Below are 24385 nucleotides of genomic sequence, written 5' to 3' on the forward strand. Positions count from 1 at the left end.
CGCCCGAGGCGCCCCGAGCGAGTCCGGCACCGGGTCGAACGCCTCGGCCCCTCTACCAGGATACCCGCTAACAGGGCCCCGTAACAGTACCCAGAACTATGAGAGAGGGCGTCCAAAAGGGGTCTCACTCCCACTTCTGGGTACCGTTACGGGGCCCTGTTAGCGGGTAACGCCCGCATCGCCCTCGTTTGCATGCGTCTACATAGCGTCTACCGCTGTCTCCACCTGCGAATGATGAACTGCCTGAGCCGCTCTTGGCGCTCTTCGAAATCATCGGGACGGTTGCCGGTCCTGATCCCTGCATTCTCGCTGATTGTCCTCATGACGCGCTGGAACGCCTCCCTGTCGAACAGCTGCTGCTTGTTGATCTCTACGATCTTGTATCCCATCTTCTGGAGTACATGGCGCCGCTCGTTGTCAATCGCGCTCTGCAGCTCCTCGTTGTGGCGCGCGCCCTGGTATTCCACATCCTGCATGCCGCGTTTGATATAGGCATCGAAGATGATCTCCTTGCGCCTCGTAAGCCCCCGCGCCTCTTCATCGATAGCCACCCTATAGTTCATCGAAAGGCCGCGAACCTGAATGCCGCCAAGCCCGACCCTCACGGTGATGGCCATGGTCATACCGGTCTCCATTGGGCTACGCGATCCGTCACGTACGCTTCGCAGGGCACGCAAAGCTTTGGAGCGCCCCCTGCATGCATCGGGAAGCGACAGGAAGCAGTCTTTGAGCTTGCGAACCGTTGTCCTCGGCTCCTTTAGCTCGCGATAGTCTTCCGCCGGATCTTCCGGCATCGAATAGAAGGAGCAGAGCTCGAAGTAGCACTCGATGAGCTCATATTCATCCATTGTGCGCGCCGCCTGAAAAGCGCAGAGCTCTATGCCTGCAAGATACACGCCGGAATCAAGCTTGATGAGGGATCTCGCCGGCAGATCAAGGCGCCACACATGGCAGCGGAGGCTATCGCTGTTGCGCTTGTCTCCTTCAGAGGGAACAAGCACATCGAGAGCGCGCATGTCGTGCGGGGAGATGCCGAGCTGCTCAAGCGCTTGTCGGGCGGCACGAATGGACTCGACGGTAGGGGCACATCCTCGCAGCGGCATGTTCTGGTCGGGCAGCGAGGGGCCCTCGAGTGAGACGTTGTGCGCGTTGTGAATGGTTCGCGCGAGTGGGAAGCAAAGCACAATACTCATAATGGGTACAGTGTCGGCCATCCGCGCGAGCCATCGGCCGCATTTTGAAAAGGCCTTCGCAAGCTTACCGAGCGCTTGCCATGAATCCAACGAGCGGGCCGGATTCCTGTTGGATTACCAAAAGGGAAAGGGACCTTTTGGCGAGCTTTGAACGACAGGGCGGCGAAAAGCTGAAGGCAGCGTAATGAAAAGGGGCCCGCGTGGGGCCCCTGTGACGGTCTGGAGGCGAAGCCCGGATTCGAACCGGGGGTAAAGGCTTTGCAGGCCTCTGCCTTACCACTTGGCCACTTCGCCATCTATATGAGAAGGGCCGATCTTCCAATCGGCCCGAATCATGCGATGGAGCGGACAACGGGGCTCGAACCCGCGACCCCAACCTTGGCAAGGTTGTGCTCTACCAACTGAGCCATGTCCGCTTGCGAGGAAGTACTATACGGGAATTATCTCGCGTGTGCAACCCTCCTCATTCTCTCCACAACTCGTGGAAAGCCCGGACGGAGAGCCGCGCGGGGGCGCACCCCCTCAGAACAGGCACGCCTCGATGACCTCCGCGCCTCGCAGCGCGGAGAGCCACTCGTCCGGAATCCCCTCCATGCCGTAGACGATGCCGGCAAGCGCGCCCGCGACGGCAGCGGTGGTATCCGTATCGTCCCCAAGGTTGACTGCCGCGAGCACGCACTCGGCGTAGCTCGACGTGTTCGCAAGGCACCACAGCGCGGCATCGTAGGTGTCGCGCACGTAACCGCCGGACTTGATGTCATTTGCGGATCTTCCGGCAGCATCCCCCGCCACGTCCGCGACCTCGGCGCCACCGATGAGTTCGCGCGCAACCTTCACCATGGCGACGCACGCCTCCGTCGAGACGGCATGCGCATGGGTGATCGCGGAGACGGCGCGCACCTCGTCGTCCGTCGCGTCGGTGTACGCGAGCGGGACGGTGCGCATGAGGGAGCCGTTTCCGTTATCCCACTCGCCGGAAAGGCCGTGCCCGCGTTCGAGGGCCGCGCGCGTCGCGTTCCCGATATCGAAGAGGCCGTCGACGGTGTACGCGCCCTGGCGGTACCACCGGACGAATCGGGCGCGGATGTCCTCGACGTCGATGCGCCCCAGCTCGCGATAGCTGTCGCAGATGGCGAGCGCCATGGACGTGTCGTCGCTCCACGTGCCGGCCGGCTGGTTGTGGCTGCCATGCCCGACCATGCCCGTGCAGAGAAACGTCCCCCGGGGCCGAAACTCGTAGGGAACTCCCAGGGCGTCGGCCACCGCCTGGCCGTATATGCAATCGCGAAGCGTTCTTGCCATAGGTGTCCTCCTTTACAGGAAAGCGCCTCGCGGGAGGCCTGCGTGCGTTCTCAGGCGAGACCCGCGCACCACCCGAGGAGGCGTCGGCTTGCAAGCGCCCCATGATGGCGACGTGAAGGCCGCTGCCGGTTATTGGCTATTGGATTTGATCGCGATGCGTCCCAATTAGACGATATAACGGCGCATGATGCCGTCCGTGCACTTCACGCAGCGCTTTCCCGTGATGTCGATGGTCGACGACGTGGTGTACCCACATGAGCCGCACACGTACTTGAGCATGGGCGCCCTCACGCCGCCCGCCACGTCCTGGAGCTCCTCAGCCGGCAGCTCCTCGCAATAATCGCTCGCGCTTCGATCGATGCCGTGCTCGTCCATGGTGCCTCCTTGTGGCCGTAGGTCCCCATCGGCACGCGAGACGTATGCGATGGCCCCGCGGCACCCGATGACACCTCGAACTATACCACCGCGCAGGAGGCCGCCGACACACGGCTCCGAATAGCTCGCAGCTAATGAAATCAACCCCTCCTCAATAGAAGATAGGGTCACGGGCGCTTTGGCGTACATCTCTACTCTAAAGGAAGGGAAGACTATGATCAGCATTTCTCGTAGGGGCTTCATCGCTGCGCTTGCGGGCACGTCGGCGATGATGTTTTCCGGTTGCAGCGCAAACACCGACAACACGGGCGACAGTTCTTCATCCGCCTCCGAACCGCAAGAAGCGACGCAGACTGGAGAGCCCCAAGGTCTCGAAATCGTTGAGAGCGGATGGAGTGTCAACGATTCGGGTTTCGTCATGTACGGCATCGGCATCAAAAACCCCAACGGCGACAAGGAGGCCGATTTCCCGTCATTCACCATCACCGGTAAAAAGGCCAACGGGTCGATCGCATTTTCCGATGAGCAGACGCTGTTCGTCATCGCGCCCAATGAAACCGTGTACTACGGCTTCCAAGCGGGCAACGGAACAGTTCCCGATACCGTTGAGTTCGCAATCACAGACTCCGATTTCAGCGATTGTGCCGAGCCCGAATCGGACATCTTCTCCATCGCCAACACATCCGAGGTGATAGGCGACTACGGTTTGGTCTCCTATACAGGCGAGCTGACACTCAATGTGGATTTGTCGGGCTCCTCTGCCCCAACAGTTCTCGAACAAACCGCCGTCACAGTAATCCTGCGCAACGCGGACAACGCCATCGTGTATGGCACGTCCACCTTTGTAGACACACCGGACCAAGGCGCCTCGGTCCCGTTCGAGATATCCGCGTATTCGGTTCCCGAGCACGCCTCGTTTGAGATCCACGCCCAACTCTGGTAGCGAGCCGCGTGCGGCGGGGCGGCGGCATGGCACGCCCCGCCGCCCTGCCTGCAAACCTCCGCTTTTCGCGTAAAAGCGCACCGCGCCGACGCGGCGCTCTACTCCCCATCCTTCCAGCGGCGCAACGTGGGCAGCACCGCGCCAAGCAGCGAGGCGGACTCGTCGACTGTCCAGCCCATCGCTTCCGCCATGCGCGGAGCGCAGTCCTCGATCATCTCGTCCATCGTGGTCTCGTAGGTGTAGGCTCCGTTCTCATAGCACCAGCGGCAGAAATCCTCCGCCTCGGAGCCATCCGCGTTGTGCCCGTGCTGGTCGGGCGCGGTGAACATCATGCCGCAGCTCTGGCAGTAGTGCTCGGGCATGTCCAGCAGCTCGGTAATGGGGACATCGAGCTCGCGCGCGATGAGCTTGATCATGTCGATGCCGGGTTCGGTCGCCCCGGTTTCCCAACGGCTCACCGCCTGGCGGGTGATGTAGAGCCGGCGAGCCAGCTCCTCTTGGGTCAGCCCGCGCTCGCGACGCAGGCGTGCGAGCGTGTTTTTCATAATCATGGGGGTCTCCTTTCGTCGTTGCCCTGCCACCATTGTCCCCGCGCGCAACGCCCTCGTCGAGCAACAGCCTGTTGCGGCATCTCGGGAGTCGTACGCCGATATCCCGGCGCCTCGAACCCAGACGAAGCGCACAATGGGTGCGACGAGCATCGGAGGAGATGGATATGGACTCCGTATATGGCGTGATAGCGGGACATGCGCTGTTGGCGCTGTGCGCCGCGCTCTATCTAACCTGGTGGGCGATCTTTTTCCGACCTCAAGCGCGTCCGAGCGACCTGATCCGCGGCGTTGGCGTCGCCTGCATCGTCGGCGCGGCGGCAACGGGCCTGGGCGGTGTCGGGGCCGCGGGATGGGATATCGCGCGCATCGCTGGCACGCATTCGATATCCGGATGGAAATTTGTTATTGCGGCAGTTCTGGCGTATGCGGTGCTCGCCCTGTCGACGCGATGCTTTTTCGAACGCCCGGTCACTACCGAGCTGCTTCTCATCGTGGCATGGTACGTCTTCGAGCTCTGGTGCGTCGCGACCCTGTCGAAGGCGGATATACTGGCCGAACCCTGGCCGACGATCCTCAGCGGCGCCGTGCTCGTTTTTTCTGCGATCAATCTCGTGTGCTACGTCTTGTACTACCGCTTGCCGCCCGTACCCGCCTTTATCGACGGGACGGCGCCGCTCGTCTTGGCGGGCATCGCGGCCGTTATGATGGTCGCCGCATTGCTTTAGCCGCGCTGCACGTCGAGGGCCCTCGAGCAACCGCCCCATGGCCCGAACGACTTGGCGTGATGGCAGCCGAGTGGAGGCTGCGGCCCCAAGAATTGCTGAAAAATCGACGTTGTGGACGACTCGTTTCCGAATGCCCCGAAATGCGCACTTCCTGCGCAGGCGCTACCTGCGGAAACGCCTGCTCTGCAGGTGCCGTTTCGGGCGGGTCCGGATTTGAGCCGTCCACAACGTCGATTTTTCAGCAACTTTTCCGCCCGCAGCCTCCCCTGCCCCGCCGCAGCACACGGTTCGACCCACGGACGCAAACCGCAAGATCAGCAGCCGGCATGAACCGCGATGGCAAAAGGGGCGCACGTGAAGCGCCCCTGCGCTACTCCCCCTCGCTCGGCGCCGACGGCGCAGCAGGGGCCTCGGGTGCGGAGGGCGCCGAGACGTCGATCTCGCCGAGCTGCGCGATCTGCTCGAGGGGGAAGATGCCCGTGGGATTGTCCACCTCGACGCCACCGAGCACGATGCTGTCGTCGCGCATATCGATCTGCGCGGTGAACACGTTCGGATCGAAACCCGAGACCAGGAACCCCAGGGCCGCGAGAACGATGCCAAGCGCCACCAGTCCGCCCGACACGGCTAAATATGTCTTCTTTGCGCTGGTCATAACCTGTCCTTTCTAGTTGAGCGGACTCGCGACGGCGAAGTGCGCGAGCCCATCGGAAGCCGCGTTGCCGCCGGTGTGCGGCTCGGCGGAAAGGGAGCCGCCCGTCCCGCCCGAGGTGCGTCCGCGATCCTTGCGGAAGGGAGAGAGGGCCTTTTTCACCCAGAGGACCGAAAGCCGAGCGATCTGCTTGGTGACGGCCCATGCGCCCGCGCCCAGCAAGAGCGTCGCGCCGATGAAGGCGAAGCCGACCCCCGTCATGGCAAGGACAAACGGAGCGTGCCCGATCGCGATACCGGTGGTCGCGAGCACAAACGCGGCGGCACCGACAGCACCCAGGCCCGCCGTGATGATCCACACGCACGCCGCCAGCACCCAGATGGAGATATAGACCATGACGGCCACCGCAGCGAAGCCGAGAGCGAGAACGATCCACAGGGGCGACCCCAGAATCGCCAGCGCCCACAGAACCGCATTCCCCTTGCGCCTGGTCTTTGCGATCGCACGCGGCACGGCGGGCAGGTCATCGAGGATCGCCTCCGCAACCGCCTGCGGGGAGCCGACCGCGGCGACCGCTTCCTCCTCGCTCATGCCGTCTTCCATGCGGTCGGCGATGGCCTCGGCATAGAACTCCTTCGACTCCTCCACCTGATCTGCCGGCAGACAGGCGAGCAGCTCGCCCAGCCTCTCAACGAACTCGTCCCTTGTCATGATCGCGCCCCCTCCACGTAGCGGTAGATTTCCTGCACGGACGGCCATTCGGCCAAGAACTCGTCGATGCGGGTTCTGCCAGCCTCCGTGATGCGGTAGTACTTGCGCAGCCGCCCGTTATGCTCGGCGGAGCGGACGGTGATGCACCCCGCCTTCTCAAGACGCTTAAGCAGCGGGTAGAGCGTGGACTCCGTGAGCCCCATGGATGCCGGGACGTCCTTGACGATCCGGTAGCCGTACGATTCCTCTCCGGAGACCGCCGCGAGCACGCACGCCTCCAGAAAGCCGCGTTTCATCTGCGCCTCCATCCGCACACCTCCCTTCGTCGTATACTGTATGTCACATACTATATGGCGCAAGGTATCTGGTGTCAACGGGCATTTGTGCGGTTTTCTAGGGAGCCCGTTGATCGATTGCTTTCGCCCGCGTGCCACCGTGGTGCAGGATGAATCGACCGGTGCTCCTCTGAGCCGGCGGGGCATGTTGTCGAGTGCTGGTTGACCTCTCGCAAGAAACGTCAACCAGCGCTCCTTTGATTCAACCCGTGCGCGACCTCATACTGAAGATGGCAGCCGGCAGCCACCTATCCGTCATATCAAGGGAGAAATCATGAGCGTATCCGTCAATATCTGCCGCACGATCCTGCGCGAGCGCCGCCGCATGGGCATCACGCAGGAGGCGCTCGCCGCGCACCTGGGAGTCTCGAAGGCCGCCGTCTCGAAATGGGAGCTCGGGCAAAACCTGCCCGACGTGAGCCTGCTGCCGCGCATCGCCGCGTTGTTTTCGATCACGTTGGACGAACTCTTCGACTGGCGCGACGAGCTCACCGAGGAGGAGTCCGCCGCGCTCTACGCCGAGGTCTACGCGCTGGGAGAGAAGGACCTTCCAGCAGCCCGAGAACGCCTGCGGGCGCTCGCGACGGAACACTATTCGGATGCGAACCTGCTGCTCATGTTCGCATCGCTCCTCACGGTATGGGCCGACGGCATGGCGACGCCGTTCAATCCGGCGGACGAGCAGAACGGCGCGTCCGACACCGCAGCGCTCGCCGAAGAGGCGCTCGCCCTGGCCGACCGGGCGCTCGAGGTCGCGACGGACCCGTCCGTGCTCTTTCTTGCGCAGCAGCAGAAGGCGACGACGCTCTTCCAAGCAGGGCGCTATGAGGAGGCCGTGTCGCTGCTGGAGCCGCTCGCCAAGCGGCAGGACGCAAGCACCGCGGTGATGCTGCTCGTCTCGTCCTACCGCAAGACCGATCGCACCAATGACGCCCTCGACCTCCTGCAGGCAGAGCGGCTTCGCGCCGCGAGCTTCGTGCTCTCCTCGCTCATGCAGGAGGTGGGCATACGGGGCGACGCCGCGTTCGCGCGCGCTGCCGGCAAGGCAGCCGAGACGGTCTTCGACGCCCTGGACATGGGCTCGGTGAACCCTTGGCACCCCATCAGCATGGCGCTCGAGGAAGCCGAGGCGCTTCGTCGAGCAGGCAAGCAGAGCGACGCCGTCGGGGCGCTGGGCCGCGCGGTCGATGCCGCCAAGACCGCTTCTGTCCCCTCCCCCGCTCTCTCGGAATCCCCGCTCTACGATCGCCTGGTCGACAAGCTCGACCCCGCCCGCTCCGGCGAAGCATGGGCCGAACACAAGGCGCGCCAAGCTGACGAGACCGCGACGCTGATGGGGCAGGCCCTTGTCGCAACGGTCGAATCGCCCGAATGGAGGCAGTTCGCGGGAGACGACCCGCGCTATCGGGAGGTCGTCGCAGCCGCACGGCGGCTGATGGGCAAGGAGGCGGACGGCCGCATAAGATAGCGCCCGGACGAAGCACCCGAGATTTCTGCCGACAGGACGGAACCGAATGGGTTGCTTGGGGACGGGTTCGTTCCAACCCATCTGTGGCTTGCGTAGCAGCCGGTGGGTTGGAACGAACCCGTCCCCAAATGACCCATGCCATGTCTTGACCCTATTATTACAGTCATTATAATAATAGCTGTAATAACTATGCCGACCTGGGGAAGCTGGTGAAACCCTTGCTGGAGCCGAGCATCAGCGCGCTTCGACGCACCCTCTGGAAGGGCGGGGCCCATACCAAACGGGAGCTCTCCGACCTGACAGGGCTCTCGATCGCCACCGTGAACGCCACCCTCAACGATATGAACCGCACGGGCGAGATCCTTGCGGCGGGCGCGCGTCACGGGGGCGCGGGCAGGACCGCGCAGCTCTATCGCGCAAACGAGGCCTTCTCCCCCGTTCTCGCCGCCCATGTCGACATCGATCGCGGAGCGCGCGTGCTCGTAAGGACCGTGCTTTCCGTGACCGGGCGCGTCCTCAACAGGGACGAGACGCGCCTGCCCGAGCTTGACGGCGCCACCCTCGTGAGGCTTCTCGGCGACTGGAGGCGATCACATCCGGAGTCGGCGCAGGCGTCCGTCGGGATTCCGGGGATCGTGGCCGAAGGCGTCGTCAGCCACTGCGACCTCCCGGAGCTCAACGGCACGGACATCGTGGCCGACCTCGAGAGGGAGCTCGGTGTACCCGCGCTCGCCGCCAACGACATGCACCTCAAGGTATACGGCTTCTTTCGCGAACTCGGAGACGCGAAGAAGACCGTGACCCTTGCCAACTTCCCCGTGGGCGTGCGCCCCGGAACGGCGACGATCGCAAACGGCGCGGTCGTGACGGGGGCCGGCCAGTTCGCGGGAATGGTGGGCTTCATACCCGCGGGAACGCGCGGCGCCCTCACGGCGCCCGATCCCGAGGACTTCTCGAAGCCGTGCCCGGAGCTTGTCGCGCACGCGCTTGCGGCCGTGGTGACGGCGCTCAACCCGGACATCATCCTGTGCACGGGCGGGCTTCTCGATGAGGATGCCGCGCTCGAGCAGGTGCGGGACATGTTGGAGAAGTGGATTCCCAAAGAGTTCGTCCCGCACCTCGAGCGCCGAGATGACCTCGAGAACTGCTATCTGGGGGGTCTTCTGGCGCGCGCCCTGGATGTGCGCATTTCGGACCCCTTGTCGATCGGGCGCTTGGCGCCGGAAGAAGGGAGCCGAATATGACAAACGAGACCATGACGGAGGCCCAGCGCCGCGATCGCGGGCTCTGGTACGACGCGAACAACGATGCGGAGCTCGGCGAGGAGCGCTCGCGCGCGGACGACGCCTGCTTCCTGCTCAACCAGACGCTTCCGAGCGATCGCGAGGGCCGCGAGAAGATCCTGCGCGCGCTTCTCGGGCAGATGGGCGAAAGCGTCGAGATCCTGGGGCCGCTGTATGTCGACTATGGCTACAACGTGAGCATCGGGGCCGGGAGCTTCATCAACCACGGCGCCTTCCTCATGGACGGCGCCCCCATTCGCATAGGCGAGCACGTCTTCATCGGGCCGAACTTCGGCGCATACACGGCGCAGCACCCGCTCACGGTGGAGGAGCGCAACGCCGGCCTCGAGCGGGCGCTCCCCATCACCATCGAGGACGATGTGTGGATCGGAGGAGACGTCACGGTCCTGCCGGGCGTGACCGTGGGCCGCGGGGCGGTGATCGGCGCGGGCAGCGTGGTCACGCGCGACGTGCCGGCCGGCGTCGTGGCCGCAGGAAACCCCTGTCGCGTGCTGCGCGAGATCACCGAGAACGACCGTCCCGCATGCGGACGGGGAGAAGAGTAGCCCATGCATCGTCGAATCCTGAACGAACGGCTCGCCGCCATCGTGGCGAGCATCCGGCACGGGGAGATGATCTTCGTGGCCGACGCGGGGAGCGTGTTTCCAACGGCGCGCCCCTGAGGAAAACGTCGATAGATTCACTCCGCCACGTTCCCGGCGATGCCCCAGCACGCGATCTACAGAGAACCGATGACACAAAGCGAGCTGCCTGAGCTTTCTTATGGGCTCCGCCGATCTCCTGGATGCCATCCAAGTCGACTGTCCCGAGCTTGCTATCATGTTCCATACTGAAGGTCGCACGGAACGGATGAGCCCGCTATGGATGCAGACAGCAAGAACATGCTGGCGATTCGCCGCGTTTCCGAAGACGAGCGAGAGCTTGTTCGCCTGTTCCTGCAGGAGCTGGCGAACCATCAGCGCAAGGTCTCGGATGCGTACGCGGCACGCTACACCGAGCACACGGTCGACGATTGGACCGAGGCCTGTTGCGATGAGCTCGCATCAGGGCACGGATGAGCCGCCGTGGCCGAGCTCGACGATCGACCCGTCGGGTTCATCAAGCTCGGCCTCGATGACGGCATCGGCAGCATCGACGATCTTGTCGTGCTTCCCGAAGCGCGAGGGCAAGGCGTCGGCTCGCAGCTCATGGAATGGGCGCGTCGCGAATTCGCGCAGCGCGGCATTCGCAAAATCGAGCTCACGGTCTCCGAAGGCAACGATGACGCTCTTGTGTTCTATGAACGCCATGGATTCCGAACCGCGACGCGCACGATGCGTTCTTCGATATCGCCCGGCACATAGACGGACCGTTCCAGGGGCGACGGGTGCCTTCCATCCAAATAAATCCGCCGCAATAGAGAGGAAGACATCGGCCGATTCGTCGGCCTTCTATCCCTCTCGATTTGATGGCGTAAGAAAAAAGCTCGGGAGCCTTTCGGCTCCCGAGCTGCAATTTCGTGGTGGGCGTTACAAGATTTGAACTTGTGACCTCTTCCGTGTCAGCAAAAACCATGGCGATATGCACCGTAATCTACCTGCATGTTTATAGATTCACTGAATTGGTAAACGCTAAAAACCTCTGGAAAGCGCTCACCGTTAGCGAGGCTTAGCATTCGACGGGCAATGCACGCCGCAGGCAAAAATATGCAAAAAGCTTATTGCGATTATATAGGGTATACCCTATAATGAAACCATCGAAGGGCAAGGGGTCCTTCAAGATCTACCGAGAGGAGGTTGCGATGGAAAGGATAAGCCTCGAGGTTCGGGTCGGGTCCTGGACGGTGCGGATAAGCGTGTGGAGGCGCAAGAGCACCGAGACCAGGACTCGATAGCCGAAAGCGGGTCGCGGGCGAAAGCTCGCGCCCCGCCCTCGGGGCGATTGTACCATCGCTCACATATATATGAGAAGCGAAGCTCAGAAGAGGGCCGAGAGCGCCTATCGGAAGAAGACGAAGCAGGTCGTCATCCGCTTCTACCCTGCACCGGGGGACGATGACGAGCTCTACGACTGGATCAAGTCGCAGGAGAACGTCACCGAATACCTGAAGGAACTAGTTCGCGCTGACATGAAAACCCGCAGGTGAGCGCCTTGCCAGAATCCACTAGACGGGCACAGAAAAATGGGCGCCCTAGCAGGGTGCCCATTTTTTGAGTATAAATCGGCCGCTACTCTTCGATCTCCGCGCCGACCTTCTTGGCGATGGCCTTGAGGTAGTCGAGCCCGGTCTGGATGGCGCCTGCGACCCATTTGAAATGAGTGAACAGGTTCATATGTACCTCGCGCCCACTCGGATCGTCGGTTCGCATGAGCTGCTCGCGCGCCTTGTTGGCCGCCTCGTCGGTACCCTGCACACGGTCGCGCATGAGCACACCGTTCTGTTCAAAGTTCCAGACCGCCGCGGCGATCTTCTCGATGTCTTTGTCGGTCATTTCGTCCTCCCTATCCGGACCGCAGTACCGCAGCACGCAGTCCCATCCGTCGTCGTACATGGCGGTGATGCGCACCTCGCGGCTGGTCTGGTCGCCGACCTGCCCGTGGATGCCGCCGGTCTCGCTGAGAGCCGCCTCGCCGAGCTTGCCGAACCCGAGCGCCATGGCTACGTGCACACCCTGCTTGACGAGCAGGTCGCCTCGCAGGGAGTCTCGCCACTCCGAGCGCGGCAGCTTCTCGAAATTGCCTGTCGAGACCATGTCGGCGACCATGTCGCCGGTGTACCAGGCTCCGCCGCAGTCCACGCCGAGCGCCGCGTAGCACTCGATGGCGGCGCTCGAGCAGTCTCGGTCTCCGAGCGCGATGCCGACGACCGTGCCGTCGGAGAGCGTCACGTACTCGCCGGCTGCGGCGCCGGTGCCCACGCCCGCGCGGTTCGGCTGGCTGTAGCCGTGGGCGTCGTGGTTGCACAGGTGCTCCATGAGCTCGGCGGCCGCCTCGGGATAGCTAAGCATTGCGGCCCGCCTTGATCTCTTCGAGGTACTCCTGAGCCCTCGCCGCCGCCTCGGTGAGGTTCGCGTTCTTCCACCACGAATAGACCGCCGTGATGAGCGCGATGGCGCAGAGCGCGACCGTCGCGAGCGCATCGGAGTCGACCGTGAGGCCGACGCCGCCCGCCACCGCGGACACAAGCATGACCGCCAGGCGGACGATGGCGACGATCCTGTCTTTCGTGTAGTCCATTCCTGCCTACTCCTCCCTGCCACCCACGAAGGCGGCGATCAGTTCTTCATGGATATGTGTACCTGTTCCGTTTCCTCCGAGCGCGTGGTAGACGCGGTAGACGCTGTCCTCCCGCTCCTTCTCGTCGTAAGGCATCGGCTGTCCCTCGACCACGTAGCGGGTGTGCATCTCGTAGAGCTGCGCCCTCATGACCTCTCGCATGCCTGCCATGAGCCAGCCGTGCTCGGCGTCGCGCTTCGCGTCGTGGGCACGCTCCCTCTCGCGGGAAGCCTTGAGGCTCCCCGCCAGCCATCCGATCGCTGCCGTGGCGAGCGGCGCCGCCACCCAGCCGACCGCGGTGAGCCATTCCAATCCCGGCCTCCCTACTCGACGACTTCCTTCCAGAGCGCCTCGGTTCCCACGACACCGGGCTCCCAGACGTTCTTGCCGTCGTAGGTCGACTCCCAGACCTTGCCGTCATGCCTCACGCGGGCGCCGAGGGCGTATCCGTTCTCCGGACCCGGCTGTTCCCACTCGGGGACCTCCTCCTCGGGCGTGTCGGAGCCGCCTGCGGCGAGCGCCTTCGACCAGAGGCTCGGCGCCGCGCCCGGCGCCGAGTCGTCTTGAGACGTATGGGCCTGCGAGCACGAGTAGAGCACGCCGTCGTGGCGCACGCGCTCTCCCTCCGTGTAGGTGACGCTCTCGCCCGACCACTCCGGGTAGAGCGCCGCCGCGGTCAGCGCCACGTCGGCGGAGAGCGACGGGGCCTGCGACTTGTAGATCGCGATGATCCCGCGCAGGGCCTGCTCCTCTTCCTCAGTGAATGCCATTACGGTCTCCCTTCAAGAAAATGGGCCCTTGTGGGGCCATTTGGTTTATATTTGTTAATTGCTAGCTGAAGAGCCCGCGGAACAGGTCGTCCATTCTGAGCATGGTCTCGTGCGCGTCCAGGTGCATCACCATGCCGCGCCACGACTGGTAGGACTGGACCGCCTGCTCGCTGGTCATCACGCCGGCCTTCACGAGCGCGGCCTGCCTCTTGAGCTTCCTCCGCTGCCGCGAGATCGACTCCCGGCACGGCCTCACGACAACCTTGCCGTTCCGGCCGAAGAAAAAGCGCTTCTTCAGGAACGTGAAGCCCCTCGAGAGCTTCACGACCTTCGTCTTCTTCCCGTTTATCACGATGCCGAGCTTCGCGCACTCGATCTCGATGAGGGCGAGAAGGCACCAGAGCGTATCCTTGTCGAGCGCGACGAAATAGCTGTCGTCCATGTAGCGGCCGCTCGCGAGGATGCCGGGCATCCTGAGCCCGAGGTGGTCTATGGGCGACGGGAGCGCTGCGGCGAGGATCTGGTTCGGCTCGCTGCCGAGACCGAGTCCGATCTCCCCGCTCGAGTCTATCTGGTCGTAGATCAGGCGCAGGACCTTCGCGTCGTCAACAGCGCGATCCACGAGCCGCTTGGCGGCGCCGTGGTCGATGTTGCCGAAGTAGTCGGAGAAATCGACCTGCAGGACGTATCCCTCGGCCCCGTGCCTCCGATAGTGCCGGACGAGCTGGGCCTTGAGGCGCGCGATCGCGTAGTCGGTCCCCTTGCCCTTGATGTTCGCCGAGCACCCCTCGGCGAGGGTCGGCCATATCGCGGGCGCCAGCACGTGCCTGCTCAGGCTCTTCTGGACCACGCGCTCGCTGAAATGGACCGACGATATGTGCCGGAGCTTCCCGCGCTCGCGTATGTCGAACGTCACGAAGCCGCGCCGGATGTCGCGCCCCTCGAGGAGGTCGCTGCGCGCTTTCGTGGTGTTTCTCATGACGCGCGCCATATAGCGCTGCACGGTCGACTTCCAGCGGACCCCGCCCGCCGCGCCGCGAGCGGCCTCGTACAGGTTGTCGAGATCGGCGACTGCCTCGAGCGTGCACCCCTCGATCCTACGGGAGCGGTTCCGAGCCCTCTTCGCGTCCCGTCTCGCGCGTCTTGCTGCGTACCGGTCGTCGCTCGTCATAGAGGGCGCCCCGCGCGGATCGTCCGCGGCATCCTGCATCCGCTTGGCGACCGGCCATGAAACCCGGGCGGGTGCCGAGGCCCCGGGCCATGCAAGAAGCGGTCGGCGGTCGCCGCGGGGCGCATATTCACGGGCTTTCGCCCGACCGTCGGCCTCTCCTTCCTCTGGTGCTCGGCGGGGCGGACGGGGCCGCCCCGGTCTGGCGGATAGATCGATGAGGAATCAGGGCCACGGCCGGATCCAGTCGTTCGTGACGGAGTTCGAGTTCGCGTTGCCGTTGTTGTTGACGTAGCACGCGGACGTCGACGACCCGCCAGCGACGGACCGGAGCCAGCGATTGACACGGTGAGTACCAGAGGCCGACGTATGCTCAACATTTTACCCCCTGCCGGCTCCCGATGAGCTTCACTCTGTCCCGGGCGCCCTTGATGAGCGCGATCTCTGTCGCGATCATCTCGCAGATCGGCTCGAATTGGGTCGGCCGCACGGGCAGGCCGAGCGCTAGGATGAGCTGGACGTCCTGGTCGAGCTGGTCGCAATCGGCCATGGCGAGCGTCATGAAGTGCTTCCTCATCTGCACGCCGTGCTCGGTGTTCGGATAGAAGGCGTCGGACTTCACGAGGTTGTATACGAGGCTCCTCGCGGTCTCGGCCATGGGCACCGACAGGACGAAGCGGTGGCTCTTCGGCACTGCGGACGACGTGGCCAGGCGCGTGACCGCCGTGCGCAGGGCGACGGCGGTGTTGAAGAACTCGTAGCTGCTCAGGTGCCGGTTTCGCATGTAGACGCCGCTCATCTAGATCCCCTCGATATGGGCGCACGCGCAAGGCGTGCGCCGCATGCGTGCCGGGTACGGGCGAGCTACGCTCACCCTATGAGGAAGCAGGGCCACGGCCGGATCCAGTCGCGCGTGACGGAGGTCGAGCCCGCGCTGCCGTCGCCGCCGACGTAGCACGCGGACGTCGACGACCCGCCAGCGACGGACCGGAGCCAGCGAGTGACACGGTTCGAGTTGATGCGCGCGGCGGTATCGGTGAACAGGGCGAACTTGCAGTCGAAGCCCACGCTGTAGCCCTTCGTGCCCCACACGGGGCAGCCGTAGACCTCCATCTCGGACGGTGACCAGATCTTGCCGAGGTCGGCCCAACTGTAGCCGCTTGACTCGGTGAGCGTCTCTTCTCCCGAGTAGCGCTCCTCGAGCAGGACGCGCTGGTTCATGATCGCGTTGCGCAGCTCCGTCGGCAGCGCCGGGAGGAAGTCGTTGATCTCCCAGTCGTGGAGCGTGGAGAGCAGGTAGGGGTGCTTCTCCTCGGCCGAGCCGTTGTTGTTGCCGGATGCTCGCCACGGGAGGTAGGAGCTGTTGACCGCCTTGGGGCCCTGCACGGTCGCGGGAGCCATGGGCACGAAGGCGATATGGTGGCCCTTGGGCTGGTCTCCGCACTGGTAGTAAGGGTCGAAGTGGGCGATCTGGTAGCGCAAGGTCTGCGCGGGGACGTTCGTCCCCTGGGACACCGCCACGTCGACGTAGTCGCCGATCATCATGCCGGCGAAGTTGCCGGCGGACGCTCTCTGCTTGAGCCACGTGTAGATGTTCGTCGAGCCGATCTCGCTGGCGAAGACCTCGGAGATGGCGCGGCCGCCGTATGACCCGATGAGGAGCTGGCGGTTGCGCTCGGAAACGCCGTCCGCGCGCTCGGAGGTCGCGCGGGCGGTCGGGTCGGAGAAGTTGTAGATATTGCCCTCGTCGTCCGCGAACTGGTTGAGATTGTATTCTGCCATCTTGGCTTCCTTCCTAGTGCTTCGAGATGAGCATCCTGCCGCTGGCGAGCGATGCCGCCGGGACGGTCAGCCTGCCCGAGGAGTAGGCGACGCCGCGCAGGTACATGGTCTCCCCCACGACCACCGGGTAGCTCCCGGCCGCCAGCGCGAGCGACCTGACCGCCGACGTGAGCACGCCGACCGACTCGAGCAGGCCCTCGACGGTCGCGCTCATGGTCGACACCGCCTCCGACGCCGACCGGGCGAGCTCGTAGGCGTCCTCGCCCCGGCAGCGCGTGGTCGGCAGGTGCATCCTCCCGTCATCCGGGCGGGAGCCGTGGACAGTGAGCACGGTCCCGTCCCACTCGACCGCGCTCGACTTGACGTACCACGTGCCCGAGACGTAGATCCCGCCGCTGCATGACTCGCGCGCGAGCCTGTCGAGCGCGCCTCCGATGTCGCCGATGTCCGACAGGCCGCCGAGCGACTCGCGGATCATCGACTCGATGTTCGCTGCCGCGGATATGGCGCTCTGGGCGGCGTCGTTGGCGGTCGATGCGGCGCCGGACGCCGCCGTGGTCGCCGCCGACGCGAGCTCGGCGGCCGCGTTGGCGTTCGCTGCGGCGTCGTTCGCGTCATCGGTGGCCTCGTCCGCGTTCGCGGCGGCGCCGTTCGCATCGGATGCGGCCTCGTTCGCCGCGGACACCGCCGCCTCGCCCCTCGCGATGAGGTCGTCGACGGCCGCGTCCCAGTTCTCGGACGGCTCCTGGCCGTCCAGGGCGCTGCGGTAGATCTCGATGGCGAAGCGCTCGGTCGAGAACGTCTTCCCGTTCTTGGTGAACGTGAAGTACGCCTCGTCCGTGTATCCCGCCACGCTGCAGAGCTTCGACTCGTCGACGGTGCACGACACGCTCGAGCCGGACACCGAGCAGGCGCCCCGGTAGTAGTGCTCGCGGTCGGGCAGGAGCACGACGAGCCACGCGGTCGAGCCCGCGAGGTCGGCCGCCTCGCCGTTGTCGTAGACCTCCGCCGTGATGGTCGTGCCCGAGGAGTCTCCCTGGCCGGCCGTCACGATCTCGCCGGGCCCCGTCTTGGACAGGTCAAGCGAGATGATCTGCTCGTTCCTCATGCCTCCACCGCCCTCCAGAACCTGCTCTGGGGCTCGGTGTAGTTGCCGTTCGAGAGCGACTCGTAGATCGTGCCCGCCGCACCGGGATGGTGGCAGCGGTCGCCCTCGTCCCACGCGTCCTCCGCGCAGGTCGGCAGGCGCCAGATGCGGATGCCGTCCGGGGCGAGGTCGATGCGCGACCACAGGCTCGGGGCGGAGCCGGGCGCCCAGCCGTCTTGCGACGTGTGCCCCTGGGTGCATCTCCACAGGGCTCCCCCGTGCATGACGATCGACGTCTCCGCCTCGTATGCGACGGACGCGCCCGACCACTCCGGGTAGAGCGCCGCCATGGTGACGGCCTGGTCGTCGGTGACCGACAGGGCCGCCACGGCGATGCGGGCGAAGGCCGCGACTGCGGAGCCTTCCGCTGACGGGGAGGTCTCGACTTCCCCGTCATCCCTCTCGCACGTCACGCGCAGGATCCTCCCGCGATCGTCGGTCGTCTTGACCCTCCATCCGGTCAGCACCTCGACGACCTCGCCGTCATCCGTGATGGTGAGCGTCGCGCCGCTGAGGGCCACCGCGTCCGACAGGGTCGCGCCCTGCAGCTCGAATACGGCCTTCTCCTCCCTCACGGAGTAGCCGCTGAGCGTGATGCCGTTTAGCTTCATGCCCCCTCCTTAGTTGATCTTCGTGCCGTTGTACCAGACGCCGTCCGCGTTGACCTCGAACCGCCAGCTGCCGGCCTCGGCGTAGAGGTTCGCCTTGCCTCCGGTCGCGCCGGAGGAGCCGTCGGTGACCCAGAAGCGCACGGACTCGTCGGTGGTCTGGTACGCGATGCCCCAGTCCTTGACGCCGAGGCCGGCGTTTCGGCTGTTGATCTCCGCCATCGACGCGTTCACGACGAAGCCCTGCGACGTGTAGGTCGCGACGCTCATCTTGGTCCCGCTCGTGCCGGTGATCGTGATGCCGGATCTGCCGATGGAGATTCGGTCCGTCACGTTGCGGGCGATGCTCGAGTCGTACGCGGCGTCGTCGGCGGTCTGCTCGACCCTGCTGAGGTTCGAGTTCGTCGTGTTGATTCTGCTGTTCACGCTGCTGATCTGGCTGTTGACGTAGGAGGTCGTGGCCATGCCGTCCGGCGTGAAGTCGAGGTTGATCTCCCCCGTTATGAGGTTCCAGTAGTTCCTGCCGGACGCGTCCTGCAGGATGCCGGCCTTGATGAGGTTCGCGTCGATGGTGCCGCTTCTGATGTAGGTTCCGTTGATGTAGAGCTCGCCGCCCGACAGGTAGACGCCCTTGAGGCGCCCGTTGTCGGTGAGCCTGTTGAACACGCCCTCCACGTCGAGCTCGGCGTCAAGGTCGTCGGTCGACTGGTTCGCGCTCGTGAGGGCCGTCGCGGGGTACGCGTCGCCATAGGTGACCGATCCGTCGCTCCACTCGACCTTCCTGCGCATCCAGTAGTGCCGGCCGGTCACCCATTCGGGCTGCGCGTCGGACCACGACCCGCCCTGCGGGCTGTCCGGCGAAATGCTGAGGTAGTACTGGTCGGTCTGCGAGACGACGCCGGTGCCCTCCTCCGTGTCGACCACGAAGGGATCGCCGTAGGTCGTCTCACCTCCCATGGTCGTGTAGCGGGTGCGCTGCCAGAGCACCTTCCCGAGCTGCCAGGTGACCGACTCGCCCCATTCGGCGGGCTGCACGTCGGCGCTGTCGGACAGGCCGAACTCGACGGCGCTCGACACGACGGAGTCACCGATCGTGGAGTCGCCTACCGCGGCGGTCGAGGAGATGATGACGTCGCCGCTCGCGAAGTCCGCGCGGAACACGATCTGCCCGTCCCGGTCGACCTGAAGGACGCCCGCCTTGATGAGGTTGGCGTTGATCGTGCCGGAGGTGATGAGGTCCGCCGTGAAGCCGGAACCGGTGCCGAAGGTCCTCCAGTCGAAGCTCCCGTCGGCCTTCGTCCCGCCGGCGATGCGGAAGCCCTGGCTGCACAGCTGGATGCCCTGCGCCCCCGCCTTCGTCGGGCGCCCGTCCTCGTCGAGCGGCACGCTCGACCATATGGTCCCGTGCTCGAAGCTCGTGTGCGTGTAGCTCATGCCGGCCACGTTGAAGCGCTCGTTGAGCTTCGCCACGAGCTGCTCGAGGTAGACGTACGGCGTGTTCGCGGCGATGTCCCACGACGGCGAGTGCTTGTTGATGTTCGAGATCTGCTGCTGTTGCTGCTGCCATGCGTCGGTGAGCGTCTCCGTGACGTTGCCGAGCGTGATCTCCGAGGTCCCCTGCAGAAGATCGGTCGAGATCTTGCTCACGCGCCCCTGGCAGCGCAGCGTCGGCGTGAAGCACGTGTCGACGAGCTGAACGTCGTCGCCCTTCGCCACGCCCTCCCACGTCCTGCCCATGGCGACGAGGTCGATGACGCTCGCCTCGTATGTGACCCCGGGGTCCTTGTGCGCCTCGAGGTAGGCGCGGGTCTCCTCGAGGAGCTGGCTCGCGTCCTCGCAGTCCTGGTTCTCGTAGGTGCCCCAGATGTGCGCGAGGCCGCCCTTGCCGTCCGGGCGCCCGTAGAGCTCGAGTGCGTCGAGGTCCTCGACGTAGTCGCGCCCGCCGTTGACGTCCTCGAAGGTGAGCTTGCGTCCGTAGCCGCCGGCATCGGTCTCGAGGCCCTTGCCGTACCCGACGCAGGCAGTGATGGGGGTCCAGTGCTCGGTCCGCTCGACGCCGACGAGGTCCTTGCCGTAGGTGAACCTACGGCGCCCGCCCTGCTCGCCCACGTGGGCGCGAATCGAGACCTTGCGGGACTCGATGCCTGCCGGGCCGACCTCGATCTCGGTCTCGAGCTCGCCGCCGCACTCGAGTATGGCGTTGATCGCCGCGCGGGCGGTCGTGTGGTAGAAGGTGAGCGAGTCGGAGACCGTCCCGGGCTGGTCGACGGTGCCGACCTGCCATCTCGTCGGCTCGAGCGCGACCTGCAGGGCGGCGAGGAAGCTGTACCCGTACGGCCGCTTGTCGTCGATGCGGTCGCCGCTCGTCTCGGCGATGGAGTTGATCGCGGTGTCCGTCCACGTCGGCGACCCGACCGAGGTCCTCCCGGCGACAGGGTCCTGGCAGATGTGCTCGTGGTACCTGCCCGTGAGGTCCTTCCACACGAGACGGTACCCGCTCGAGAGCTGGTAGGTCGTGGTGATGTCGACGTGGTCGTCGCCGTTGAGCTCGTCGGAGTGGACGAACGACAGGAGCGCGGAGGAGCCGATCGTGTATACGAACCCGCCCTGGCGGTCGTAGACGTCGACCCTCATCACACCCACCTCTCACGCCACTCGAGCGCGGCGGTTCCGCCCGAGACGTAGACCTCGCACTTGCCGGAGATCGCGAAGAAGTCGCTCTCGACGTCGACTGCGTGGTCGTACCCGTTTACCCGGCAGCGCTCGAGCCCCATGTCGAGCTCGACGGTCTGCCGGCCGTCGAAGTCGGCCCGCACGCGGACGAACTCGCCCGTCGTGCGGTTCATAATGGTCCAGCTGCTACCAGCCGGAGGCGTAGCCGTCACCACGGGCCGCGCCGGCCACGTGCCGCCCGTCATGATCTGGCCGGTGCCGGCCACCTCGGCGCGGCGCGAGCGTCCGTAGGCGATAGGGTCGGTCACGCGGAAGATGAGGTCGACCATCGGCAGGTGCCGATGGCGCTCCGGCGACGAGCCGCCCTTGTAGAGTGCCATGAGCGAGAGCGCGGGGTCGTCGGGGACCTGCACCTCGCGCTCGGTCGGGGAGTAGAGGGCGGCGTCGAGCTTGCGCCGGACGTCGGCCACATCAGCGTCGCTCCAGCCGTTGATGTAGCCGGTTACGGGCCAGTCGTAAGCCTTCGCGGCGACGCCGGACACGTACGACCGATCTGCCCCCGGCACCGAGACCTCGGTGATCTCGAGCTCGGGCACGACCGGTCGCGGGGCCGAGGTGACCGTGAAGAACCGGGACAGGTCGCGGCCGCCGACCACGAGCCTCGGCGGGTCGGTCCGGCGGGTCAGCTCCGGCCTCATGCGATCACCCCCCTGCCCGCGAGCGTCGAGCGCTGGCGGCGCGCGAGCTGAGCCGACACCCTCGTGCCGTCCATGTAGATGTCCGCGTCCTTCTCGAGCAGGCGCTCGAGCAGGCCGTTCGCCCGCGCGAGCGCGGCGAGGACCTCGTCGTCCCCACGCTGCTGCACCGATGCCGGCGCCTGCGCCTCGTAGGCGAGCGCCGGAGCGCTGCGCGAGACCTCGGCATCGATCTTGGGCGCCACCTCGCGCACGTCGGCGAGTACCGACTCGAGGCCGCCCGAGATTCCCGCGCGCAGGCCCTCCATGATCGCCTCGCCGTTCGGCGTGAGCAGGCGCAGGTCGTATGGGATCGGGCCCTTGAGCGAGGCGATCGTGCCGGCGATGCCGGACACGAAGTTGTAGACGCCGCTGACCGCGTTCCTGATGCCGCTGAGCAGGCCGTCGATGATGGATCTGCCCGCGTTGTAGAGCAGGTTCCCGACGTTGCCGAGGGCCGACAGGATGCGGCCCGGCAGGCCGCTCACGAACCCGAGGACCCCGTCGATGCCGGACTGCACGCCGTTCTTGATGGCGTTCCACGCGTCCTCGAGCGTCCTGCGGACGCCCGACCACGCGCTGTCCCATGCGCCCTTCACCGAGTCCATGACCGACGATATGGTCGACGAGACGTTGTCGATGGCGTTTGACACCGTGCTCTTGATGCCGTCCCACACGCTCTCGGCGAACGACTTGATGCCGCCCCAGATGCTGTCCCACGTGCCCTTGATGGCGCCGAGGACGCTGTCGATGACGCCAGAGACCGCGTCGATGGCGGCCGAGACGATCGACTTGATGCCCTCCCAGATCGAGGAGGCGATCGACTTGATGCCCTCCCACACGCCGGACCAGTCGCCGGAGATGGCGGCCATGACCGTCGAGATGACGGAGCTGATCACGTCCATGGCGGTCTGGATCACGGCTTGGATGACCGGGAACACCGCGTTCACGACGTCGAGGATCCCCTGGATGGCGGGCACGAGCACGCTCATGATCGTCTCGATGAGCGGCGTGAGCGCCGTGATGATCTGGGTGATGACCGGCAGAACCGCCGCGAGCACCTGCGTCGCCACCTGCAGCACGATGGCCACGACCTGCGTGAGCACCGGCATGAGGGACGTGACGAGCGTGGAGATGAGCGGCATGAGCGCAGCCGCGATCTGCGCGATCGCCGGGATGAGCGTGGAGAGCAGCGTCGCGACGAGCGGCGCGATCGTCACGACCATCTGCGAGATGACCGGGGCGAGCTGCGCCACGAGCTGGGTGATGAGCGGCGCCAGCTGCGCGCCGAGCCCGGTGACCGTCGTGCCGAGCTGCTGGAACAGCGGCATGACCTGGGCCACCGCGGGAGAGACCGCCGAGATGATGCCCTGGCCGAACTGCGTGAAGCCGGAGACCAGGCCGCTCACGATCGGCGCGAGCGTGCTGAGGGCGCCGGCAGCCAGGTTGTTGAGGCCGGTCTGCAGCGGCATGAGCGCCGTCCCGATCGCGGTCATGCCCGTGCTGAGCGCGTCCTGCGACTGGTTGTAGGCGATGAGCTCCTTGTTCGCGTCGAGGTACGCCTGCCCCGCCTCTCCGTAGAGCGCCGACAGCGTCTGCGTGACGAGCTGGTTGCGCTCCTGCTCGCTCGAGCAGGCGGCGAGGGCGGCGTTGTAGGCGTCCTCCTTCGTGGCGCCGCTCTCGATGGCGGCGTTGAAGGCGTCCTGCGCCGCCGTGTGCCCGGACAGCGCCGCGCTCCACTGCTGCGTGCTGGCGTTGACCCAGTTGAGCGCGTCTGCCATGGAGCCGGTCACGGTGCCGCACTTCGCGGTCTCGTTCGCGGCCTCGGCGAGCGCCTCGATGGGCATGCCGTCGCCGAACTGGCTGTAGGCGCCCGTGAGCGCCGTGGTGAGCGTCTGCAGCTGCTGTTCGTTGTCGCCGCACATGGCGAAGGCGTTGCCCGCAGTCTCGACGGTGCGGTCAGTGTCCCCGAGCACGCCGATGAGCCCGTTGTAGGCCGAGTTCATGGCCTGCGCCGAGACGCCGTTCTTCTCGGCCGACGCGGACAGGCGCGACATGACCATGTTCGACTCGGCCGCCTGGCTCGTAAGCTCTGACAGCCCGATGGCGGCGATGGCGCCGCCGAGCGCCCCGATGGCGCCCTTGAAGGAGCCGGAGAAACCGGAGCCCGCCGACTTTCCCGCGCTCGAGAAGTCCGAGTCGACGCCCTTTAGCTCGCTCGAGACCTCCTTCTGGATGCCCTGCATCTCGGGCTTGATCTCGACCCATGCGGTTGCGATGACGTTTCCGGACGGCATCAATCATCACTCCCGTCCCACCATGTATCGAATTCACTGATCGGTATGGGGTCGCGCCCGATGCGCGTCCCCTTCTTCTCCCTGGACGCCCCCGGCCTCTCGTAGGGCTTCGGCTTCTTCGGCTTCTTCTTGCCCTTCTTGGTGTTCGCGGTGGCGTACTGCCACCGGAAGATCGCGAGCAGGTCGTAGATGTCCGCGAGGATCATCGGGACGCGGGATGCGCCCTGCCAGTCGGCGGTCTCCGGGTGCATCTCCTTCATGAGCTCGCTCGACGAGTCGAGATGCTCAACGAAGCTCCTGAGCGCCGTCCAGGGAACGCGCGCCGGAATATCGCCGAGCGTGGCGCCGGCGCGCGTCATGAGGTCGTATTCGAGTGCCCCGCCGTGCTCGGC

The 24385-nt window shown here is 65.4% G+C and carries 28 protein-coding genes, 2 tRNA genes and 1 pseudogene; 8 read left to right on the forward strand and 23 right to left on the reverse strand.

All coding sequences use genetic code 11. The annotated features are described in order from the left end of the window. Positions 1-209 precede the first annotated feature (209 nt). The 5 genes from QVN30_RS07640 to QVN30_RS07660 all read right to left on the reverse strand — a co-directional run bounded on the left by QVN30_RS07640 (position 210) and on the right by QVN30_RS07660 (position 2870). On the reverse strand, positions 210-1193 hold the full coding sequence (locus QVN30_RS07640) for a hypothetical protein (protein ID WP_289835990.1): 984 nt from the start codon (positions 1191-1193) through the stop codon (positions 210-212). A gap of 220 nt (positions 1194-1413) precedes the next feature. Then, positions 1414-1487: transfer RNA gene (locus tag QVN30_RS07645), tRNA-Cys, on the reverse strand. A gap of 46 nt (positions 1488-1533) precedes the next feature. Beyond that, positions 1534-1609: transfer RNA gene (locus tag QVN30_RS07650), tRNA-Gly, on the reverse strand. Between the two features lie 106 nt (positions 1610-1715). After that, positions 1716-2495 (reverse strand): ADP-ribosylglycohydrolase family protein, encoded by a 780-nt coding sequence (locus tag QVN30_RS07655; protein ID WP_289835991.1) that lies wholly within the window; start codon positions 2493-2495, stop codon positions 1716-1718. A gap of 165 nt (positions 2496-2660) precedes the next feature. After that, positions 2661-2870 (reverse strand): hypothetical protein, encoded by a 210-nt coding sequence (locus tag QVN30_RS07660; RefSeq protein ID WP_066834612.1) that lies wholly within the window; start codon positions 2868-2870, stop codon positions 2661-2663. Between the two features lie 214 nt (positions 2871-3084). On the opposite strand from QVN30_RS07660, the gene QVN30_RS07665 reads away from it, so the two are divergent. Then, entirely contained in the window at positions 3085-3813 is a 729-nt protein-coding gene (locus QVN30_RS07665; protein WP_289835992.1) for a hypothetical protein, read from the forward strand. A gap of 98 nt (positions 3814-3911) precedes the next feature. Here the strand turns inward: QVN30_RS07665 and QVN30_RS07670 are convergent, their stop codons facing one another. Then, positions 3912-4364 carry a zinc ribbon domain-containing protein gene (locus tag QVN30_RS07670; RefSeq protein WP_087200552.1) on the reverse strand — a complete coding sequence of 151 codons (453 nt, stop codon included), beginning with the start codon at positions 4362-4364 and terminating at the stop codon, positions 3912-3914. Positions 4365-4522: 158 nt separating this feature from the next. Here QVN30_RS07670 and QVN30_RS07675 point away from each other — a divergent pair, with 158 nt between their 5' ends. Beyond that, positions 4523-5089, forward strand: coding sequence for a hypothetical protein (locus QVN30_RS07675; protein ID WP_289835993.1), 567 nt, complete (start codon positions 4523-4525; stop codon positions 5087-5089). Between the two features lie 370 nt (positions 5090-5459). On the opposite strand, the gene QVN30_RS07680 is transcribed toward QVN30_RS07675, so the two are convergent. The 3 genes from QVN30_RS07680 to QVN30_RS07690 are packed head-to-tail and all read right to left on the reverse strand — an operon-like array spanning position 5460 to position 6748. Next, positions 5460-5744: a hypothetical protein gene (locus QVN30_RS07680; protein ID WP_289835994.1), complete on the reverse strand. Its 285-nt coding sequence runs from the start codon at positions 5742-5744 to the stop codon at positions 5460-5462. Positions 5745-5756: 12 nt separating this feature from the next. Beyond that, positions 5757-6452, reverse strand: coding sequence for a DUF1700 domain-containing protein (locus tag QVN30_RS07685; RefSeq protein WP_289835995.1), 696 nt, complete (start codon positions 6450-6452; stop codon positions 5757-5759). Beyond that, positions 6449-6748 (reverse strand): PadR family transcriptional regulator, encoded by a 300-nt coding sequence (locus tag QVN30_RS07690; RefSeq protein ID WP_066834550.1) that lies wholly within the window; start codon positions 6746-6748, stop codon positions 6449-6451. The genes QVN30_RS07685 and QVN30_RS07690 overlap by 4 nt, the downstream gene beginning before the upstream one ends. A 313-nt stretch (positions 6749-7061) precedes the next feature. Here QVN30_RS07690 and QVN30_RS07695 point away from each other — a divergent pair, with 313 nt between their 5' ends. The 6 genes from QVN30_RS07695 (at position 7062) to QVN30_RS07720 (ending at position 11684) form a co-directional block, all read left to right on the forward strand. Next, complete coding sequence (locus QVN30_RS07695) at positions 7062-8255, forward strand: helix-turn-helix domain-containing protein (RefSeq protein WP_289835996.1); 1194 nt, start codon at positions 7062-7064, stop codon at positions 8253-8255. A gap of 209 nt (positions 8256-8464) precedes the next feature. Then, complete coding sequence (locus QVN30_RS07700; protein WP_289835997.1) at positions 8465-9499, forward strand: ROK family protein; 1035 nt, start codon at positions 8465-8467, stop codon at positions 9497-9499. After that, complete coding sequence (locus QVN30_RS07705; protein ID WP_289835999.1) at positions 9496-10104, forward strand: sugar O-acetyltransferase; 609 nt, start codon at positions 9496-9498, stop codon at positions 10102-10104. The genes QVN30_RS07700 and QVN30_RS07705 overlap by 4 nt, the downstream gene beginning before the upstream one ends. Before the next feature lie 315 nt (positions 10105-10419). Continuing rightward, positions 10420-10617, forward strand: coding sequence for a hypothetical protein (locus QVN30_RS07710; protein ID WP_289836000.1), 198 nt, complete (start codon positions 10420-10422; stop codon positions 10615-10617). A 6-nt stretch (positions 10618-10623) separates the two neighbouring features. Beyond that, the gene (locus tag QVN30_RS07715) at positions 10624-10902 is read left to right on the forward strand and encodes a GNAT family N-acetyltransferase (RefSeq protein ID WP_289836001.1); all 279 of its coding nucleotides are present in this window, start codon (positions 10624-10626) and stop codon (positions 10900-10902) included. Between the two features lie 599 nt (positions 10903-11501). Next, positions 11502-11684: a hypothetical protein gene (locus QVN30_RS07720; protein WP_289820867.1), complete on the forward strand. Its 183-nt coding sequence runs from the start codon at positions 11502-11504 to the stop codon at positions 11682-11684. 82 nt (positions 11685-11766) lie between these two features. Here QVN30_RS07720 and QVN30_RS07725 read toward each other — a convergent pair whose 3' ends face one another. The 14 genes and pseudogenes from QVN30_RS07725 to QVN30_RS07785 form a co-directional block, all read right to left on the reverse strand. Continuing rightward, on the reverse strand, positions 11767-12546 hold the full coding sequence (locus tag QVN30_RS07725; protein ID WP_289820868.1) for an endolysin-like domain-containing protein: 780 nt from the start codon (positions 12544-12546) through the stop codon (positions 11767-11769). Continuing rightward, positions 12539-12775 (reverse strand): phage holin, encoded by a 237-nt coding sequence (locus QVN30_RS07730; protein ID WP_289820869.1) that lies wholly within the window; start codon positions 12773-12775, stop codon positions 12539-12541. The genes QVN30_RS07725 and QVN30_RS07730 overlap by 8 nt, the downstream gene beginning before the upstream one ends. A 6-nt stretch (positions 12776-12781) precedes the next feature. Next, entirely contained in the window at positions 12782-13126 is a 345-nt protein-coding gene (locus QVN30_RS07735; RefSeq protein WP_289820870.1) for a hypothetical protein, read from the reverse strand. Positions 13127-13137: 11 nt separating this feature from the next. Further along, positions 13138-13584, reverse strand: coding sequence for a carbohydrate-binding protein (locus QVN30_RS07740; RefSeq protein WP_289820871.1), 447 nt, complete (start codon positions 13582-13584; stop codon positions 13138-13140). Between the two features lie 61 nt (positions 13585-13645). Further along, positions 13646-14755, reverse strand: a complete 1110-nt coding sequence (locus tag QVN30_RS07745) for an RNA-directed DNA polymerase (RefSeq protein ID WP_289820872.1) — start codon at positions 14753-14755, stop codon at positions 13646-13648. Between the two features lie 222 nt (positions 14756-14977). Beyond that, a pseudogene (locus QVN30_RS11500) lies at positions 14978-15091 on the reverse strand (DUF6273 domain-containing protein); the annotation flags it as partial. A 34-nt stretch (positions 15092-15125) separates the two neighbouring features. Then, complete coding sequence (locus QVN30_RS07750) at positions 15126-15551, reverse strand: hypothetical protein (protein WP_289820873.1); 426 nt, start codon at positions 15549-15551, stop codon at positions 15126-15128. Between the two features lie 71 nt (positions 15552-15622). Then, the gene (locus QVN30_RS07755; protein WP_289836003.1) at positions 15623-16534 is read right to left on the reverse strand and encodes a DUF6273 domain-containing protein; all 912 of its coding nucleotides are present in this window, start codon (positions 16532-16534) and stop codon (positions 15623-15625) included. Positions 16535-16547: 13 nt separating this feature from the next. After that, complete coding sequence (locus QVN30_RS07760) at positions 16548-17642, reverse strand: BppU family phage baseplate upper protein (RefSeq protein WP_289820875.1); 1095 nt, start codon at positions 17640-17642, stop codon at positions 16548-16550. Next, a complete protein-coding gene (locus QVN30_RS07765) occupies positions 17639-18292 on the reverse strand; it encodes a carbohydrate-binding protein (protein WP_289820876.1) in 654 nt (217 codons plus the stop codon). Before QVN30_RS07765 ends, QVN30_RS07760 begins: the two co-directional genes overlap by 4 nt. A gap of 9 nt (positions 18293-18301) precedes the next feature. Next, complete coding sequence (locus tag QVN30_RS07770; protein WP_289820877.1) at positions 18302-20923, reverse strand: phage tail spike protein; 2622 nt, start codon at positions 20921-20923, stop codon at positions 18302-18304. Further along, a complete protein-coding gene (locus tag QVN30_RS07775; RefSeq protein WP_289820878.1) occupies positions 20923-21660 on the reverse strand; it encodes a distal tail protein Dit in 738 nt (245 codons plus the stop codon). Before QVN30_RS07775 ends, QVN30_RS07770 begins: the two co-directional genes overlap by 1 nt. Next, positions 21657-23993, reverse strand: coding sequence for a phage tail protein (locus QVN30_RS07780; RefSeq protein WP_289820879.1), 2337 nt, complete (start codon positions 23991-23993; stop codon positions 21657-21659). Before QVN30_RS07780 ends, QVN30_RS07775 begins: the two co-directional genes overlap by 4 nt. After that, positions 23993-24352, reverse strand: a complete 360-nt coding sequence (locus QVN30_RS07785; protein ID WP_087200589.1) for a DUF5361 domain-containing protein — start codon at positions 24350-24352, stop codon at positions 23993-23995. The genes QVN30_RS07780 and QVN30_RS07785 overlap by 1 nt, the downstream gene beginning before the upstream one ends. Positions 24353-24385: the final 33 nt, after the last annotated feature.

Source organism: Collinsella ihumii (genome assembly GCF_030385545.1).
GTDB classification, from domain to species: Bacteria; Actinomycetota; Coriobacteriia; order Coriobacteriales; family Coriobacteriaceae; genus Collinsella; species Collinsella ihumii.

Coding starts and splice junctions, on each gene's coding strand:
- QVN30_RS07640 (WP_289835990.1), bottom strand. CDS start 1,193: ATGAGTATTGTGCTTTGCTTCCCACTCGCGCGAACCATTCACAACGCG.
- QVN30_RS07655 (WP_289835991.1), bottom strand. CDS start 2,495: ATGGCAAGAACGCTTCGCGATTGCATATACGGCCAGGCGGTGGCCGAC.
- QVN30_RS07660 (WP_066834612.1), bottom strand. CDS start 2,870: ATGGACGAGCACGGCATCGATCGAAGCGCGAGCGATTATTGCGAGGAG.
- QVN30_RS07665 (WP_289835992.1), top strand. CDS start 3,085: ATGATCAGCATTTCTCGTAGGGGCTTCATCGCTGCGCTTGCGGGCACG.
- QVN30_RS07670 (WP_087200552.1), bottom strand. CDS start 4,364: ATGATTATGAAAAACACGCTCGCACGCCTGCGTCGCGAGCGCGGGCTG.
- QVN30_RS07675 (WP_289835993.1), top strand. CDS start 4,523: ATGGATATGGACTCCGTATATGGCGTGATAGCGGGACATGCGCTGTTG.
- QVN30_RS07680 (WP_289835994.1), bottom strand. CDS start 5,744: ATGACCAGCGCAAAGAAGACATATTTAGCCGTGTCGGGCGGACTGGTG.
- QVN30_RS07685 (WP_289835995.1), bottom strand. CDS start 6,452: ATGACAAGGGACGAGTTCGTTGAGAGGCTGGGCGAGCTGCTCGCCTGT.
- QVN30_RS07690 (WP_066834550.1), bottom strand. CDS start 6,748: ATGAAACGCGGCTTTCTGGAGGCGTGCGTGCTCGCGGCGGTCTCCGGA.
- QVN30_RS07695 (WP_289835996.1), top strand. CDS start 7,062: ATGAGCGTATCCGTCAATATCTGCCGCACGATCCTGCGCGAGCGCCGC.
- QVN30_RS07705 (WP_289835999.1), top strand. CDS start 9,496: ATGACAAACGAGACCATGACGGAGGCCCAGCGCCGCGATCGCGGGCTC.
- QVN30_RS07710 (WP_289836000.1), top strand. CDS start 10,420: ATGGATGCAGACAGCAAGAACATGCTGGCGATTCGCCGCGTTTCCGAA.
- QVN30_RS07720 (WP_289820867.1), top strand. CDS start 11,502: ATGAGAAGCGAAGCTCAGAAGAGGGCCGAGAGCGCCTATCGGAAGAAG.
- QVN30_RS07725 (WP_289820868.1), bottom strand. CDS start 12,546: ATGCTTAGCTATCCCGAGGCGGCCGCCGAGCTCATGGAGCACCTGTGC.
- QVN30_RS07730 (WP_289820869.1), bottom strand. CDS start 12,775: ATGGACTACACGAAAGACAGGATCGTCGCCATCGTCCGCCTGGCGGTC.
- QVN30_RS07740 (WP_289820871.1), bottom strand. CDS start 13,584: ATGGCATTCACTGAGGAAGAGGAGCAGGCCCTGCGCGGGATCATCGCG.
- QVN30_RS07745 (WP_289820872.1), bottom strand. CDS start 14,755: ATGACGAGCGACGACCGGTACGCAGCAAGACGCGCGAGACGGGACGCG.
- QVN30_RS07750 (WP_289820873.1), bottom strand. CDS start 15,551: ATGAGCGGCGTCTACATGCGAAACCGGCACCTGAGCAGCTACGAGTTC.
- QVN30_RS07755 (WP_289836003.1), bottom strand. CDS start 16,534: ATGGCAGAATACAATCTCAACCAGTTCGCGGACGACGAGGGCAATATC.
- QVN30_RS07760 (WP_289820875.1), bottom strand. CDS start 17,642: ATGAGGAACGAGCAGATCATCTCGCTTGACCTGTCCAAGACGGGGCCC.
- QVN30_RS07765 (WP_289820876.1), bottom strand. CDS start 18,292: ATGAAGCTAAACGGCATCACGCTCAGCGGCTACTCCGTGAGGGAGGAG.
- QVN30_RS07770 (WP_289820877.1), bottom strand. CDS start 20,923: ATGAGGGTCGACGTCTACGACCGCCAGGGCGGGTTCGTATACACGATC.
- QVN30_RS07775 (WP_289820878.1), bottom strand. CDS start 21,660: ATGAGGCCGGAGCTGACCCGCCGGACCGACCCGCCGAGGCTCGTGGTC.
- QVN30_RS07780 (WP_289820879.1), bottom strand. CDS start 23,993: ATGCCGTCCGGAAACGTCATCGCAACCGCATGGGTCGAGATCAAGCCC.
- QVN30_RS07785 (WP_087200589.1), bottom strand. CDS start 24,352: ATGACGCGCGCCGGCGCCACGCTCGGCGATATTCCGGCGCGCGTTCCC.